General features: G+C 67.8%; 18 protein-coding genes. 11 read left to right on the top strand and 7 right to left on the bottom strand.

Going from position 1 to position 13,858, the window contains the following annotated elements; translation table 11 throughout:
- Positions 1-5: 5 nt before the first annotated feature.
- The 10 genes from plsY (at position 6) to L0D17_RS10145 (ending at position 6,796) form a co-directional block, all read left to right on the top strand.
- Entirely contained in the window at positions 6-608 is a 603-nt protein-coding gene (plsY, locus tag L0D17_RS10190) for a glycerol-3-phosphate 1-O-acyltransferase PlsY (RefSeq protein WP_243095008.1), read from the top strand.
- Positions 601-1,284, top strand: a complete 684-nt coding sequence (gene bshB1, locus L0D17_RS10185) for a bacillithiol biosynthesis deacetylase BshB1 (protein WP_039457629.1) — start codon at positions 601-603, stop codon at positions 1,282-1,284. The genes plsY and bshB1 overlap by 8 nt, the downstream gene beginning before the upstream one ends.
- A 43-nt stretch (positions 1,285-1,327) precedes the next feature.
- Positions 1,328-2,233 (top strand): ornithine carbamoyltransferase, encoded by a 906-nt coding sequence (gene argF / locus L0D17_RS10180; RefSeq protein ID WP_039457626.1) that lies wholly within the window; start codon positions 1,328-1,330, stop codon positions 2,231-2,233.
- A 4-nt stretch (positions 2,234-2,237) separates the two neighbouring features.
- On the top strand, positions 2,238-2,759 hold the full coding sequence (locus L0D17_RS10175; RefSeq protein ID WP_243095006.1) for a Uma2 family endonuclease: 522 nt from the start codon (positions 2,238-2,240) through the stop codon (positions 2,757-2,759).
- A gap of 2 nt (positions 2,760-2,761) precedes the next feature.
- Complete coding sequence (gene argC / locus L0D17_RS10170) at positions 2,762-3,799, top strand: N-acetyl-gamma-glutamyl-phosphate reductase (protein WP_243095035.1); 1,038 nt, start codon at positions 2,762-2,764, stop codon at positions 3,797-3,799.
- Complete coding sequence (argJ, locus tag L0D17_RS10165; RefSeq protein WP_243095004.1) at positions 3,790-4,935, top strand: bifunctional glutamate N-acetyltransferase/amino-acid acetyltransferase ArgJ; 1,146 nt, start codon at positions 3,790-3,792, stop codon at positions 4,933-4,935. The genes argC and argJ overlap by 10 nt, the downstream gene beginning before the upstream one ends.
- A gap of 78 nt (positions 4,936-5,013) precedes the next feature.
- Complete coding sequence (locus tag L0D17_RS10160) at positions 5,014-5,460, top strand: hypothetical protein (protein WP_243095001.1); 447 nt, start codon at positions 5,014-5,016, stop codon at positions 5,458-5,460.
- 20 nt (positions 5,461-5,480) lie between these two features.
- On the top strand, positions 5,481-6,059 hold the full coding sequence (locus tag L0D17_RS10155) for a hypothetical protein (protein WP_243094999.1): 579 nt from the start codon (positions 5,481-5,483) through the stop codon (positions 6,057-6,059).
- A 30-nt stretch (positions 6,060-6,089) separates the two neighbouring features.
- Positions 6,090-6,362, top strand: coding sequence for a hypothetical protein (locus L0D17_RS10150; RefSeq protein ID WP_243094998.1), 273 nt, complete (start codon positions 6,090-6,092; stop codon positions 6,360-6,362).
- Positions 6,359-6,796, top strand: a complete 438-nt coding sequence (locus L0D17_RS10145; protein ID WP_243094995.1) for a DUF420 domain-containing protein — start codon at positions 6,359-6,361, stop codon at positions 6,794-6,796. The genes L0D17_RS10150 and L0D17_RS10145 overlap by 4 nt, the downstream gene beginning before the upstream one ends.
- Here L0D17_RS10145 and L0D17_RS10140 read toward each other — a convergent pair.
- Genes L0D17_RS10140 through deoC form a run of 7 tightly spaced genes read right to left on the bottom strand, consistent with a single transcriptional unit; the run spans position 6,756 to position 12,617 of the window.
- A complete protein-coding gene (locus L0D17_RS10140; RefSeq protein WP_243094992.1) occupies positions 6,756-7,313 on the bottom strand; it encodes a septum site-determining protein MinC in 558 nt (185 codons plus the stop codon). The two genes, L0D17_RS10145 and L0D17_RS10140, sit on opposite strands and share 41 nt — an antisense overlap.
- 9 nt (positions 7,314-7,322) lie before the next feature.
- Complete coding sequence (locus tag L0D17_RS10135; RefSeq protein ID WP_039457602.1) at positions 7,323-9,065, bottom strand: penicillin-binding transpeptidase domain-containing protein; 1,743 nt, start codon at positions 9,063-9,065, stop codon at positions 7,323-7,325.
- Positions 9,062-9,523, bottom strand: coding sequence for a rod shape-determining protein MreD (gene mreD, locus L0D17_RS10130; RefSeq protein WP_039457599.1), 462 nt, complete (start codon positions 9,521-9,523; stop codon positions 9,062-9,064). The genes L0D17_RS10135 and mreD overlap by 4 nt, the downstream gene beginning before the upstream one ends.
- Positions 9,520-10,308, bottom strand: coding sequence for a rod shape-determining protein MreC (mreC, locus tag L0D17_RS10125; RefSeq protein ID WP_039457597.1), 789 nt, complete (start codon positions 10,306-10,308; stop codon positions 9,520-9,522). The genes mreD and mreC overlap by 4 nt, the downstream gene beginning before the upstream one ends.
- Positions 10,305-10,868, bottom strand: a complete 564-nt coding sequence (locus L0D17_RS10120) for a Maf family protein (RefSeq protein WP_039457595.1) — start codon at positions 10,866-10,868, stop codon at positions 10,305-10,307. Before L0D17_RS10120 ends, mreC begins: the two co-directional genes overlap by 4 nt.
- Positions 10,844-11,968 (bottom strand): phospholipase D-like domain-containing protein, encoded by a 1,125-nt coding sequence (locus tag L0D17_RS10115; RefSeq protein ID WP_243094989.1) that lies wholly within the window; start codon positions 11,966-11,968, stop codon positions 10,844-10,846. The genes L0D17_RS10120 and L0D17_RS10115 overlap by 25 nt, the downstream gene beginning before the upstream one ends.
- A complete protein-coding gene (gene deoC / locus L0D17_RS10110; protein ID WP_243094988.1) occupies positions 11,958-12,617 on the bottom strand; it encodes a deoxyribose-phosphate aldolase in 660 nt (219 codons plus the stop codon). The genes L0D17_RS10115 and deoC overlap by 11 nt, the downstream gene beginning before the upstream one ends.
- 74 nt (positions 12,618-12,691) lie before the next feature.
- Here deoC and ychF point away from each other — a divergent pair, with 74 nt between their 5' ends.
- Positions 12,692-13,798: a redox-regulated ATPase YchF gene (gene ychF / locus L0D17_RS10105; protein WP_243094987.1), complete on the top strand. Its 1,107-nt coding sequence runs from the start codon at positions 12,692-12,694 to the stop codon at positions 13,796-13,798.
- Positions 13,799-13,858: the final 60 nt, after the last annotated feature.

Genomic DNA, 13,858 nt, shown 5'->3' with positions numbered 1-13,858 from the left:
CCCCCATGGACTGGCTTTGGGTCCTCCTTCTGGCCTATCTCTTTGGGTCCATCCCCGCCGGGGTCTTGGTGGCCCGCACCTACGGGGTGGACCTCCGCAAGGTGGGTTCGGGGAACATCGGGGCCACCAACGTCCTCAGGGCCTTGGGGCCTGGCCCCGCCTTGGTGGTGGCCTTCTTTGACGTGTTTAAAGGGGGCATTGCGGTGCTCATCGCTCGGGCGGTGGGGATTGAAGGGCCCTTGCTCGGGGGGGTGGCCTTGGCGGCGGTTTTGGGGCACAACTTCTCGGTCTTTTTGGGCTTCCGGGGGGGGAAGGGGGTGGCCACCAGCTTCGGCACCCTGCTCTTCCTGGACCCCTTGCTCGCCCTTTGGACCTTGCCCATCGGGCTATCCGTGATGCTCCTCACCCGCTATGTGTCCGCGGGGAGCATGACCGGGGGCGTGGCGGCCTTGGTGCTTTCCTTGGCCCTGGGCCGGCCCCTTTGGGAGGTGGGCACCGTGGCCCTCATGGCCCTCCTCATCTTCTTCACCCACCGGGAAAACCTGAAGCGCCTGCAGGCGGGCACGGAAAGGCGGCTAGGGGAAAGGGTGGAGGTGCGGGATGCTTGACCTTTTGGTCATCGCCCCCCATCCCGACGACGGAGAGCTCGGGTGCGGGGGGACCTTGGCAAGGGCCAAGGCGGAGGGGCTTTCCACCGGGATTTTGGACCTCACCCGGGGGGAGATGGGCTCCAAGGGTACCCCCGAGGAGCGGGAAAAGGAGGTGGCGGAGGCGAGCCGCATCCTGGGCTTGGACTTCCGGGGAAATCTGGGGCTTCCCGACGGGGGGCTTGCGGACCTCCCCGAGCAGCGGCATCGCCTGGCCGAGGTGCTCCGCAAGCTCAGGCCGCGGGTGGTGTTCGCCCCCCTTTCCGCCGACCGTCACCCCGACCACACCGCGGCGAGCCGCCTGGCGGTGGCCGCCATCCACTTGGCGGGCCTGAAGAAAGCCCCCTTGGAAGGGGAGCCCCACCGGGTAGAAAGGCTTTTCTTCTACCCGGGCAACCACCCCTTCACCCCCAGTTTCCTGGTGAAGATTTCCGCCTTCATAGACCAGTGGGAGCAAGCGGTCTTGGCCTATCGGAGCCAGTTCCTGGGCGAGGCGGCCAGCGAGACGGTGGGGCCCAAGGGGGTGGAGGCCCGCAAGGCCATGCGCCGCTACTGGGGGAACTACCTTGGGGTGGACTACGCCGAGCCCTTCGTGAGCCCCTTGCCCGTGCTCTACGTCCCCTGGTCCCGGGCCTAGCCCCTTGCATAACTTTGCAAGACCAAGGTATCCTAAGGGCCTCATGGGGGGAGACGCCCTGACCCTGCCCAAGGACCTGTTGGACTTTTCCGGCTACGGCGCCCAGGCCATCCGGGAGCTCATCGCCTTGGCGGACAGGCTCAAGCGCGAGCGCTACCGGGGAGAAGACCTTAAGGGTAAGGTCCTCGCCCTTCTCTTTGAGAAGCCTTCCTTGCGCACCCGCACCACCTTGGAGGTGGCCATGGTCCACCTGGGGGGGCATGCGGTCTACTTGGACCAAAAGCAGGTGGGCATCGGGGAGCGGGAGCCCGTGAAGGACGTGGCCAAGAACCTGGAGCGCTTCGTGGAGGGCATCGCCGCCCGGGTGTATCGGCACGGGACCGTGGCGGCCCTGGCCCGCCACGCCCGCATTCCCGTCATCAACGCCCTTTCCGACCGGGCCCATCCCCTGCAGGCCCTGGCGGACCTCCTCACCCTCAAGGAGGTCTTTGGGGGGTGGGAGGGCCTCGAGGTGGCCTGGGTGGGGGACGGGAACAACGTTTTAAACTCCCTCCTGGAGGTCGCGCCCCTGGTGGGGCTAAGGGTGCGGGTGGCCACCCCTAAGGGCTACGAGCCCGATCCCGCCCTTCTGGAAAAGGCCAAGGCCTACTTCACCCACGACCCCAAGGAGGCCGCCTTTGGGGCCCACGCCCTCTACACGGACGTCTGGACCAGCATGGGCCAGGAGGCGGAGCGGGAAAAGCGCCTCAAGGACTTCCGTGGCTTCCAGGTGAACGGGGAACTCCTCTCCCTCCTCCACCCCGAAGGGATCTTCCTCCACTGCCTCCCCGCCCACTACGGAGAGGAGACCACGGAGGAAGCCGTGCACGGCCCCAAAAGCCGCGTCTTTGACCAGGCGGAAAATCGTCTCCACACCGCCAAAGCCGTCCTCCTCACCTTGCTAAAGTAGGGGTATGGTCCGCCCTTACCGCTTTAGCCTGGAGGAGTTCCTGAAGCTTCCCCTGCCGGAGCGGGGGGTGGAGCTTCTGGAGGGGGAGATTTACCAGATGGCGCCCATCGGGTCCCGGCATGCCTTTGTGGTGGAGAGGTGGGATGAGGTCTTGCGGAAGGCCCTGGGAGAGCGTGCTCGCGTGCGTGTCCAGGGGCCCTTTGTTATTCCTCCGGGCACTTACGTGGAGCCGGATTTGCTCGTGTACCGTCAGGGTGATTACCGCGAGCGCCACCCAACACCTCAGGATGCTTTTCTCGTGGTGGAGGTTTCCGACACCACGTTGGAGTACGATTTAACAAAGAAGGTGCCCGCTTACGCCAAGGGGGGGGTTCCCGAGGTCTGGGTCCAGGACCTTCAGGGGAGCCGGCTCCTCGTTTTCCGCACCCCGGAGGAGGACCACTACCGGGAGCAGATCTGGGTTAAGCCCGGGGAGCGCCTGGCGCCCCTGGCCTTCCCGGAAGTTCTTCTGGAGGTGCCGTGGTAAGGGTGGGGATCCTGGGCGCCTCGGGATACGGCGGGGCGGAACTCCTTCGCCTTCTTAAGGAACACCCCGGGGTGGAACTGGTGGGCTTTTCCAGCCGCAAGCACGAGGGTAGACCCCTTTCTTCCGCCTGGCCCCAGCTTTGGGACCAAAGGCCCTTCGTTGCCCAAGAGGAGGTCTTGGAGCGGGCGGACGTCCTGTTTCTGGCCCTCCCCAACGGCCTCGCCATGGGGATCACCCCCGAGGCCCTTCGCGCGGGCAAGCGGGTCATAGACCTTTCCGGGGACTACCGCCTTCCCCCGGAGGTCTACGAGGCCTGGTACGGGATCCGCCACCAAAGCCCCGAGCTCTACCGGGAGGCGGTCTACGGCCTGCCCGAGCTCCACCGGGAGGAGCTAAGGGAAGCCCGCCTGGTGGCGAACCCCGGTTGCTACGTCACCGCCGCCACCTTGGCCCTCGCTCCCTTGGCGGCGGAAGGGGTTCTCCGGGGTGCCTTCGTGGTGGGCCTAAGCGGGGTTTCGGGGTCGGGCAGGGAGGGGGAAGGCACCTTCTTCGCCGAGGTGAACGAGAACCTGAAGCCCTACAAGGTAGGGGGCACCCACCGCCACATCCCCGAGATGGAAGCGAACCTGGGCCGCCTCCTGGCCCAAGGGCGGAGGGTGCGCACCCACGGGCCCAGGCGGGAGGTGCGCCTTTCCTTCACCCCCCACCTGGTGCCCATGACCCGGGGGATTTTGGTCACCGCGGAGGCGGAGGTGGAGGGGACCTGGAGCCAGGAGGCTCTGGACGCCCTCTACCGGGACTTCTACCTAGGGGAGCCCTTCGTGCGGGTTTTAGCGGGGCTTCCCGAGACCAAGGGTACCTACGCCGCCAACCGGGTGGACCTCAAGCCCCTCTACGAGGAAAGGACTGGGCGCGTCCTGGTCTTCGCCGCCTTGGACAACCTGGTGAAGGGCATGGCGGGGCAGGCGGTGCAGAACCTGAACCTGATGCTGGGCCTACCCGAGGACACCGCCTTGCCCAAGGAGGGCGTATGGCCGTGAGGTTACCCAGGGGTTTCCGCGCCGGGGCTACCCGGGCGGGCATCAAGTCTTCGGGCAAGCCGGACCTGGCCCTTTTGGTCTCAGGGCTTCCCGCCCAATGGGCCTACGCCGCCACCCAGAACCGGGCCGCGGCCCCTTCCATCCACCGGGGCCGGGGGCTTTACGCCACCGGAGCCCCCTTGCGGGCCGTGGTGGTGAACGCCGGCAACGCCAACTGCGCCACGGGGGAGCGGGGCTTCCGGGACGACGCGCGGATGGCCGAGCTCGCCGCCTTCCGCCTGGGCCTTGCCCCAGAGGAGGTGCTCACCGCCTCCACCGGGGTGATCGGGGTGCCCCTGCCCGTGGAGCGGATCGCGGCGGGCCTGCCGCAAATAGAGCTCACCCCTTACGCCGACCCCTTCGCCGAGGCCATCCTCACCACCGACCTGGTGCCCAAGGTGGAGGAGGCCGAGGTGGCGGGGGCCAGGGTGGTGGGCATCGCCAAGGGGAGTGGGATGATCCACCCCAACATGGCCACCATGCTGGCCTTTTTGGTCACGGACGCCTGGGTGCCCCAGGAGGCCTTGCGGGAGGCCTGGAGGGGCATCGTGGACCGCACCTTCAACCAGGTGACCGTGGACGGGGACACCTCCACCAACGACCTGGCCATGGTGCTGGCCAACGGGGCCTACGGCGAGGTGCCTTTGGAGGCCTTTTTCCAGGCCCTGGAAGGGGTGGCCCGGGAGCTCGCCAAAAAGATCGCCCGGGACGGGGAGGGGGCCAGCAAGCTCCTGGTGGTTCGGGTGGTGGGGGCGGCCACGGAGAGGGAGGCGAGGCAGGCGGCCAGGGCGGTGGCGGGAAGCCTCCTTTGGAAAAGCGCCCTTTACGGGAACGACCCCAACTGGGGACGGATTTTGGCCGCCTTGGGCAACTCGGGGGCCCGGTTTGACCCCTTGCGGGTGCGCATCCACCTTCAGGGCATCCCCCTATACGCCGGCGGCGTCCTTCCCTTTGACCGGGAAGCGGCGAGCCAGGCCATGCGGGCTGAGGTGGTGGAGGTCTGGGCGGATCTGGGAGAGGGGGAATGGGCCGCGGAGGCCTACGGGTGCGACCTGACGGAGGGCTATGTGCGCATAAACGCCCTTTATACGACGTAGGTTCCGTAGTGTGCGCTTCCTCCGCTCTTTCCTTTTTGGCGGGCGCGGTGTATCCTAAAGGCCTAAGGGGGTTCAAGGATGAAAAGGGTTTTTTTGACAGCATTCATGGCATTATTTTCCTACGTCGCCTTTGCGCAATCACCCGGATATGGCGTGTACTCTGGCTGGCCCACGTACCTCGGACTCCAGTTCCAAGCGAGCAACCTCCGTTTGGGCCTGGGCTTGAGCGGGTTTGGCCTCGCGGGGGACGCTGGGCTAATTTTGGCGAAGAACGCGGTTCCAAACGAGGCAGGGGTGCCCCTGGACTGGTACTACGGCGTGGGCGTTGGGGTAGGCGTGTGGACGTTTTACAATGTGGGTGGGATAACGGTGTTCCCCCATGGGCTTTTGGGCGTGGAATACCGTTTTCCCGGGGTACCCTGGGCCTTTTATGGGGAGCTTAACGTCGGGGTGAGCCTTGGACTTGGGGCGTTATCAGGCTTCGGTCCAGATTTTGCCGGGCGAGTGGGCGTGATCTTCCGCTAGCATGGGGTAGGATGGAGGGGATGCGCGGGTATCCCCTCCTGCTCCTTGTGCTCTTGCTTTTGGGCGGTTGTGCCCGGCCCGATGGGGCCCCGCCGGAGCTCGGCCTGGTGGAGCCCTTGGGTGGAGCGGTGGCCCCCGGCAAGGCCCTGGTGGTGGAGGGCTACGCCTTTGACCCTTCCGGGGTGGTAAGCGTGCGGGCGCAAGGGGCGGAGGTGCTGGGGGAGGCGGAGAAGGGCAAGCGGCTGGTGCGCTTTCGCTTCCGCCTACAGGCCCCCACCTCGGGGGAGGTGGAACTGAGGATGGAGGCGGTGGACGCCCTGGGCCACCGGGTGGAGCGGCGCGTTCCCTTGGTGCTGGACGCCGCGCCGCCCCGCATCGTTCTGGAAAGGCTAGAGCGGGAGGGGAGCCTTTACCGGGTCTATGGCCTGGTGGAGGACAACGTGCGGGTGGACCGGGTGGTGGTGCAAATGGGGGGGCGCTACACGCCGCTTTCCCTGCCCAAGGAGCCCAGGGTGTCCTTCCTGGCAGAGGTGCCCCAGGGGGCGGTGGTGGTGGCGGTGGACGCCGCGGGAAACCGCGCTTCCCGTCGCATTCCCTGAACGGGGATTTGTGGTAAACTTCCCGCCAGTATGCCGCTAGGGGAAGCCCTGGAAGACCTGGCCCGGGCCCTTAGGGAAACGCCCGTAAAGGCCCAGGAGGCGGGGCGCCTTCGGGAAATCGCCAGGCTCCTCCACCGCCTCCCCCCAAGCCGGGAGCGGGACGGGCTTTTGGCGGTGGCGTACCTCAGGCTTTACCAGCTTTTAGGCCAGGAGGAGGACTACCTGAAAGGGTATAGCTACGCCCGCACCGCCCGCCTCGAGGCGGTGCGGCTTCTAAGCGAACGTTTGGGAGAACGCCAATGAAGGAGCTTCTCGGCCTGCTTGCCGTTTGGAGCATCGGCCTTTCGGGCTTGGCCCTCGTCTTTGGGGTGTTCCTGATCCGCCGGGAGAAGCGGGTGTGGCACCACCGCACCATGCTCCTCGCCACCAGCTTGGCGGCCCTCTTCTTGGTCTTCTACCTTACCAAGTGGGGGCTTTACGGCACCACGGCCTACGGGGGGCCGGAGGCGTGGCGGGGAGCGTACTACTTCATTCTCGTCACCCACACCCTCCTCGCCGCCCTCAACGGCCCCTTGGCCCTTTACGTCATCTGGCGGGCCCTTAGGGGGGAGTTCGCCCTTCACAAGCGCTGGGCCAAGGTCTTGGTGCCCATTTGGCTCTACGTGGCCCTCACGGGTTGGGTGATCTACCTGGTGCTCAAGCGCTACGGGGTGGAGTCGGGGGGGGTCGCCTTCTAGACCAGGGCTCCACCACGATCCTTCCTTCCACCACCCGGGCGAGCTCCGGGCCTGTCGCCTCTTCCCCTTCGGGGGCTTGGGCCAGGTGGGGGCCGATGCGAAGTTGCTTGGCGGCCAGGCTCAGGGCGAAGATGAAGCGCTCCTCGTCCCCTCCCGCCCCAGCGTGGGCCAGGCCCCGGAGCTTGCCCACCACGATCACGTCGCCCCCCGCCACCACCTCGGCCCCCGGGTTCACGTCCCCCAGGACCACGACGGTGCCAGGGTGCTCCACCCGCTCCCCAGCCCTCAGGGTTTTGCCCACCACCAGGGTACCGAGGCTTTTGTGGCTCCGGGCGGGCACCAGGGTGAGGGGTCGGCCTAGGGCGAGGAGGGCTTGCAACACCTCTTGGGACACGGGGCCCGCCACCTCCACCTCCAGGGGAAGGCCCTCGGGGAGCGTGAGGCGGGCTAGGTCCTCGGGGCTTTCCCCCCCGTCCAGCCTCAGGGCCAGGGCCTTGGGCGTGGCGCGAAGGCGCATGGGGTCATTCTACCGGGCCTGGGCTTCCCCCGACACCTTCCAGTAGGCCTCCATCACCTTGCGCACCGCCGGCAAGGCCACCCGGCTTCCCTCCCCGCCGTTTTCAAAGAAGGCCACCACCACCAGGGGTGGGTAGGGGCTGTTGGGGTCCGTGGGGCCGTAGCCCATGTACCAAGCGTGCTCCAGGCCCCGGCGCTTGCCGGGAGTTTCCGCGGTGCCCGTCTTGCCCCCGGTGGGCACGGGGAAGTTGCCCAGCACATGCCGGGCCGTGCCCTCGGCGACGGTCTTGCGCAGGCCTTCCTGGAGAACGGTAAAGAAGCGGCCTGGCACTGGCTTTAGGGTAGGCTTCACCTCCTCCTTGCCGATCCGCTTCACCAGGTGGAGCTGGGGCTTCTTCCCCCCGTTGGCTATCGTGGCCAGCATCCGGGCGACCTGGGCCGGGGTGGCCAGGACCGGGCCTTGGCCGATGGCCACGGAGAGGGTTTCCCCAGGGTACCAGGGTTCCCCCAAGGCCTCCCGCTTCCAGGCGCGGGTGGGGAGGAGGCCGGTTTTCTCCGCCACCTCCACCCCCGTGGGTTCCCCGAGGCCCAGAAGCCGAGCCCGGGCCGCCAGGCGGTCCACCAAGCCCAAGGGGTCTTGGGCCACCGCCTGGTAGTACCAGGTGTTGCAGCTCCAGGCGATGGCTTCCCGCACCGTCATGGGGCCCAGGTCCCGGGTGGCCCAGTTGCGCCGCACCTGGCCCCCGTAGACGATGTAGGGGCTACAGCGGTAGGTGGTGGCCGGGCCCACGTACCCCTCCTCCAGGAGGGCGTAGCTGGTGGCGAGCTTGAAGGTGGAGCCCGGGGTGTAGGGTTGCAGGGCCCGGTTCAAGAGGGGAAGGTCCTTGTCCTGGAGGAGGTCCTGCACCTCCTTGGGCACGGGGCGCTTGGCGAAGAGACCCGGGTCAAAGGAGGGGGCGCTGGCCATGGCCAGGACCTCCCCGGTGCGGGGGTCCAGGGCCACGATGGCCCCCTTGACCCGGGTCTCGGGGGGAAGCCCGTTCAGCCGGCGGCCGGCGTTGATGTCGCTTAAGGCCTCCTCCAAGGCCCGCTCCGCCGCCCGCTGCAGGTCCAGGTCTAGGGTCAAGACCACGTCCTGCCCCGGGGTGGGCTCCTCCAGGATGGTTTCCCGCAGGCGCTCCCCCCGGACGTTCACCTCCACCGCTTTGACTCCCCGCTTGCCCCGCAGGTGGGACTCCAGGGCCGCCTCGAGGCCCGCCTGTCCCACCTGCTCGTCCGGGCTATACCCCCGCTTCACCTGCTCGGCATTGGCCTGCAGAACGTAGCCCAAGACGGGCCCGGATATGGGGTTGGGGTAGTGGCGCTCAATGCGCTCCACCAGCTTCAGGTTCTTCTGCCCGGCGGTGAGCTCCGCCAGGGTGGGGAGGAGGTGTTCCGGCACCCCGGCCTTGAGCACCCCCGCTTCCTTGGGAAGCTCCTTTAGGCCCAGAAGGGGAAGAAGCCTTTCCTTGTAGGCCACCTCTCCGCCCTCGTAGACCAGGTCCACCACCAACCGGTCTTGGGCGATGACCCGGCCCTTGCGGTCCAGGATCCTCCCCCTGGGGGCGGGGATGCCTTCGGTTTTCAGGTAGTTCCCTTGGCTTTTTAGGGCGTACTTCTCGTGCTCCAGGATCTGGAGTTGCCAGGCCCTAAGCCCAAGGAGGCCAAAGGCCAGGAGGAAGAAGGCCATGAGGGCGTAAAGCCGTGCGGTCATGGCGCCTTACCCAAGCCGCCCAGGCGGAGGGCGAGGAGGAAAAGGGGAAGGGTGAAAAGCCCCTCCAAGAACAAGTCCAGGGGCAGAAGCGGCGGAAGATCCAAACGGAGCCAGTAAGCCACCAGGAAGTAGCCGAACCACTTGGCGAAAAAAGCCCAGAGGAAGGCGAAGATGGTCCCCAGGCCTTCCCCGGCCACCAGGCGGCGGCTTGCCGCGTAGAAGGCGTAGGCGGCGAGGAGGAGGCCCGTGGCGTGGAGGCCCAGGAGGCCGAAGCCCAAGAGGTCCTGTAGAAGCCCTAGGAGGAAGGCGGCGGGAAGCCCCAGGTAGTAGGGCCTTTCCCAGGCGTACCAGAGGGCGAGGACCAGGAAGAGGTCCGGGGCCATGAGCCCTTGGGGCCAGACCGCTCCCAAGAACCCGGCCAGGAAGAGGGTTAGGAAAAGGGCGAGAAGCGCCTTCATAGGGGCCTCAGGACGATGACCTCCTCCAGGAGGGAAAGCTCCACCAGGGGTTTGGCCCAGGCCCTGAGCTTCAGCCCCCCCTGCACCCGCTCCACCCGCTCCACCCTACCCACGGGGATGCCCGCCGGGAAGAGGCCCAAAGGGGCCCCGGTGAGGAGGAGCTCCCCGGGCGCCACCTGGACCGTGGGGGGGAACTCGGCGAGGACCCGGTCCGGGGGGGCGCCGCGGGCCACGCCCCGGCCCGGGGCCTTTTCGGGGCGCACCCCCACCTGGCTTTCCGGGTCCAGGAGGGTGCGCACCAGGGCCCGGTGGGCCTCCACCTCCACCACCAGGCCCACGAGCCCCTCGGGGGCGGTGACGGGCATACCCACCCGGATCCCGTCCTGCTCCCCCAGGCCAATCACCAGGCGGCGGTAGAGCCCGGAGAGGTCCTCCCCCACCACGGGGGCCACGGCCACCACCCCTGGGGCCTGCTCCTGCCGCACCCGAAGGGCCCGGGAAAGCCGCTCCACCTCCAGGCGTAGCCGCTGGTTCTCCGCCTCCAGGGCCGCCACCTTCGCCCGGAGGGTCCGGTTTTCCCCGTAGAGGTCCTGGCGGTTCATCAGGGCGGCGAGGCCCGCCCTCACGTTCTCCCCCAGGCGGTGGCCCAAGGTGGGAAGGGGGGCGGTGAGGGGGGAAAGGAGGAGGGCCACCCGGGGGGCCAGGGGCCGGGTGAGGGCGGCCAGGGCGAGTCCCAAGGCCAGGAGGAGAAGGAAGAGGAGGCGGCGCAGGGCGGTTTCGCTCACGGCCGAAACCCCCTTTGCCAAAGGAGGGCGAAGACCCGGGCCACGGGCAGGCCCACCACGGTGTAGAAGTCCCCTTCCACCCTTTCCAAAAGGGCCATGCCAAGCCCCTGGGCCCCGTAGCCCCCCGCCTTGTCCAGGCCCTCGCCGCTTCGCACGTACCAGGCGATCTCCTCTTCGGAAAGCGCGCGGAAGCGCACCGCCGCCGTGTGCACCTCCGCCACCTCGTCCAGGGGCGTGCGTAGGTAGATGGCGGTGTGCACCAGGTGCTCCCTGCCGGAGAGGAGCCTTAGGAAAAGGCGGTTTTCCTCCGGGTCCTTGGGCTTGCCCAAGGCCTTGCCCTCCAAGTCCACCACGGTGTCCGCCGCCAGGACCCAAGGGCCTTCCACCCTTTCCCCCTTGCGTCGGGCAAGCGCCAGGGCGAGCTCGGGCGGGGGGAGGGCAAGGTCCTCCTCCGCCACCCCGGGGACCACCACCTTTAGGGGGTAGCCCAAGGCCTCCAGGAGGGCCTTCCGCCTAGGGCTTCCCGAGGCCAGGACTAGAGGGGTTCGCCCGCCTGCCAAAGCCTGAGCACCTCCTTTCTGTAGGCCTCCGCCAGGGAGGGGCTTTTTAGGACCAGGAGGTTTTCGTTGTTCACCTCCCGGGCTCGGAAGGTGAAGTTGTAGCTTCCCGTGATCACGTGGGCTTCGTCCAGGACCATGACCTTGTGGTGGAGGGTGTAGGGGTTGGCGTCCTTGCGCACGGGGATGCCCCCTTGCAACAAGGCCTCCTCCCGGCTGTCCCCCAGGTTGCGGGCCTCGAGGACCACCCGCACCTCCACCCCCCGCCGCTTGGCCCCCAGGAGGGCATCCACGATCTCCCGGTCCGTGAGGACGAAGGCGGCCACCAGGATTTCCCTTTGGGCCTCCCGGATCCCCTTAAGAATGGCCTCCTGGGCGAGACCGCCTCCTTTGGGGCTGAAGTACGCCACCCCTTCCACCCCTTCCAGGGCGAAGGCCACGGGCTGGCCCAAACCCTCCTTGACCCCGCTGAAGAGGGCCTGGAACTCCCTTGCGTAGCCCTCCGCCAGGGTGGGGGAGGGGAGGAGAAGGGCGTTTTCGTTGTTGCGGGCGAAGGCGTTCCAGGTCATGTTCACGCTTCCCGTCCACACCGCCTTCTGGTCCACCACCAGGAACTTGTGGTGCATGAAGCCCTCCCGCTCGTCGTAGCAGACGGGGATGCCGGCGACCTCCTCGCAGTCAAGGGAAAGGGGCTTGACCCGTTCCTGCAAGAGGGCGCGGGGCACCCTGGGAGGCTCTTCCCCTTGCCCCAAGGAAGCCGCCACCAAGTAGCGGCGAAAGTCCTCCCGGTAGTCGCTTTCCCCGTAAAGCCTGACCCTTACCCCCCGTTTGTGGGCGGCGAGCAGGCCTTGGGCGATTTTTAGGTCCCGGAACTCGTAGAAGGCCCCGTCCAGGGTTTCCTGGGCCGAGGCCATGAGGGCGAGGAGCCGGGCCTTGGCCCTTTTCCCGTTTTCGGGCATGAAGTAGACCTCGGTCTTCCCCGCCTCTACTGGGGGCGGGGCGGGGCGGCGGAACTCTTGGTAGGCCCAAAGGAGAAGGAGGACAAGGAGGACCAGGTAACCGGGAAGCCCGGCCAGGCTCCTCTGCTTCCTCCTAGTACCCACTTCCCGCCTCCCCCCGCACCAGGGCTACCCCGCTGGAGGTGCCGAGCCGGCTCGCCCCCGCCACCAGGAGCTTAAGGGCGGTTTCCCGGTCGCGGATGCCCCCCGCCGCCTTCACCTGGGCCCGGCCCCTCGCCACCCGCACCAGGAGCGCCACGTCCTCGAGGCTCGCCCCACGGGGGCCAAAGCCCGTGGAGGTCTTGAGGAAGTCGGCCCCGCCCCGGATGGCCGCCTCGGCCAGGGCCTCCAGGGCCTCCGGGGCGAAGTGGCCGGTTTCCAGGATCACCTTGAGCACCGCCTTGGGAACGGCCTCCCGCACGGCCCGCACCTCGGCCTCCACGTAGTCCAGGTCCCCCGCCTTGGCCCGGCCCAGGTGGAGGACCATGTCCACCTCGTCCGCCCCCCGGGCGCAGGCGAGGGCCGCCTCCAGGGCCTTCACCTCCTTCTCCTGGTAGCCCAGGGGGAAGCCCACCACCGTCACCAGGCGGAAGGGCGCGTGGGGGTAGCGGGCCCGCACCCAGGCCACGTAGGAAGGGGGGATGCAGAGGCCATAGAAGCCGTATTCCAGCGCCTCCTCCGCCGCCTTCGCCACCTCCTCGGGGGTGGCGGTGGGCTTGAGGAGGGTGTGGTCAATGTGGGCGGCCAGGTCCATACCCCGCCATCATACGAGACCCACGTGATAGGATGGAAAGAGGCCCCGCTTGGGGCTTTTTTTGAGGTCCTAAGATGCTTGCCGTAGGAATCGTAGGTCTACCCAACGTGGGCAAGTCCACCCTCTTCAACGCCCTCACCCGGGCGAACGCCCTCGCCGCCAACTACCCCTTCGCCACCATAGACAAGAACGTGGGGGTGGTGCCCCTGGAGGACGAGCGGCTTTACGCCTTGCAGAAGGTCTTCGCCAAGGGGGAAAGGGTCCCGCCCGTGGTGCCCACCCACGTGGAGTTCGTGGACATCGCCGGGCTCGTCAAGGGGGCCCACAAGGGGGAGGGCTTGGGCAACCAGTTCCTGGCCCACATCCGCGAGGTGGCGGCCATCGCCCACGTCCTCCGCTGCTTTCCCGACCCCGAGGTGGTCCACGTCATGGGCCGGGTGGACCCCTTGGAGGACGCGGAGGTGGTGGAAACCGAGCTCCTCCTCGCCGACCTTGCCACCTTAGAGCGCCGGCTTGAGCGCCTCCGCAAGGAGGCCCGGGCCGACCGGGAAAGGCTTCCCCTCTTGGAGGCGGCGGAAGGGCTTTACGCCCACCTGCAGGCGGGAAGGCCCGCCCGCACCCACCCCCTTTCGGAGGAGGTGCGCCGCTTCCTCAAGGAAACCCCCCTCCTCACCGCCAAGCCGGTCATTTATGTGGCCAACGTGGCGGAGGAGGACCTCCCCGAGGGGGAGGGGAACCCTCACGTTCAGGCGGTGCGGGAGAAGGCGAAGGCGGAAGGGGCGGAGGTGGTGGTGGCCTCCGCCAAGCTGGAGGCGGAGCTCGCCGAACTTCCTGAAGAAGAGGCGAAGGAACTCCTCGCCGCCTATGGCCTCACGCAAAGCGGCCTGCAACGCCTGGCCCAGGCGGGGTATAGGGCCTTGGGGCTTCTCACCTTCTTCACCGCCGGGGAGAAGGAGGTGCGGGCCTGGACGGTGCGCCAAGGGGCCAGGGCCCCGGAGGCGGCGGGGGAGATCCACTCGGACATGGAGCGGGGCTTCATCCGGGCGGAGGTGATCCCCTGGGACAAGCTGGTGGAGGCCGGGGGGTGGGCTAAGGCCAAGGAGCGGGGCTGGGTGCGCCTCGAGGGCAAGGACTACGAGGTGCGGGACGGGGACGTGATCTACGTCCTCTTTAGCGTCTAGGGATTGGGCTTGCCTAGTAAATTGCCTTGTACCCCGGAGGGGGCGGGAGAAGGGAGAGAA

The sequence above is a fragment of the Thermus thalpophilus genome, assembly GCF_022760915.1.
GTDB lineage: Bacteria > Deinococcota > Deinococci > Deinococcales > Thermaceae > Thermus > Thermus thalpophilus.
Note: the sequence above shows the minus strand (reverse complement) of the source record. Positions and strands in the feature narration are given on the sequence as shown.

Coding starts and splice junctions, on each gene's coding strand:
- plsY (WP_243095008.1), top strand. CDS start 6: ATGGACTGGCTTTGGGTCCTCCTTCTGGCCTATCTCTTTGGGTCCATC.
- bshB1 (WP_039457629.1), top strand. CDS start 601: ATGCTTGACCTTTTGGTCATCGCCCCCCATCCCGACGACGGAGAGCTC.
- argF (WP_039457626.1), top strand. CDS start 1,328: ATGGGGGGAGACGCCCTGACCCTGCCCAAGGACCTGTTGGACTTTTCC.
- L0D17_RS10175 (WP_243095006.1), top strand. CDS start 2,238: ATGGTCCGCCCTTACCGCTTTAGCCTGGAGGAGTTCCTGAAGCTTCCC.
- argJ (WP_243095004.1), top strand. CDS start 3,790: ATGGCCGTGAGGTTACCCAGGGGTTTCCGCGCCGGGGCTACCCGGGCG.
- L0D17_RS10160 (WP_243095001.1), top strand. CDS start 5,014: ATGAAAAGGGTTTTTTTGACAGCATTCATGGCATTATTTTCCTACGTC.
- L0D17_RS10155 (WP_243094999.1), top strand. CDS start 5,481: ATGCGCGGGTATCCCCTCCTGCTCCTTGTGCTCTTGCTTTTGGGCGGT.
- L0D17_RS10150 (WP_243094998.1), top strand. CDS start 6,090: ATGCCGCTAGGGGAAGCCCTGGAAGACCTGGCCCGGGCCCTTAGGGAA.
- L0D17_RS10145 (WP_243094995.1), top strand. CDS start 6,359: ATGAAGGAGCTTCTCGGCCTGCTTGCCGTTTGGAGCATCGGCCTTTCG.
- L0D17_RS10140 (WP_243094992.1), bottom strand. CDS start 7,313: ATGCGCCTTCGCGCCACGCCCAAGGCCCTGGCCCTGAGGCTGGACGGG.
- L0D17_RS10135 (WP_039457602.1), bottom strand. CDS start 9,065: ATGACCGCACGGCTTTACGCCCTCATGGCCTTCTTCCTCCTGGCCTTT.
- mreD (WP_039457599.1), bottom strand. CDS start 9,523: ATGAAGGCGCTTCTCGCCCTTTTCCTAACCCTCTTCCTGGCCGGGTTC.
- deoC (WP_243094988.1), bottom strand. CDS start 12,617: ATGGACCTGGCCGCCCACATTGACCACACCCTCCTCAAGCCCACCGCC.
- ychF (WP_243094987.1), top strand. CDS start 12,692: ATGCTTGCCGTAGGAATCGTAGGTCTACCCAACGTGGGCAAGTCCACC.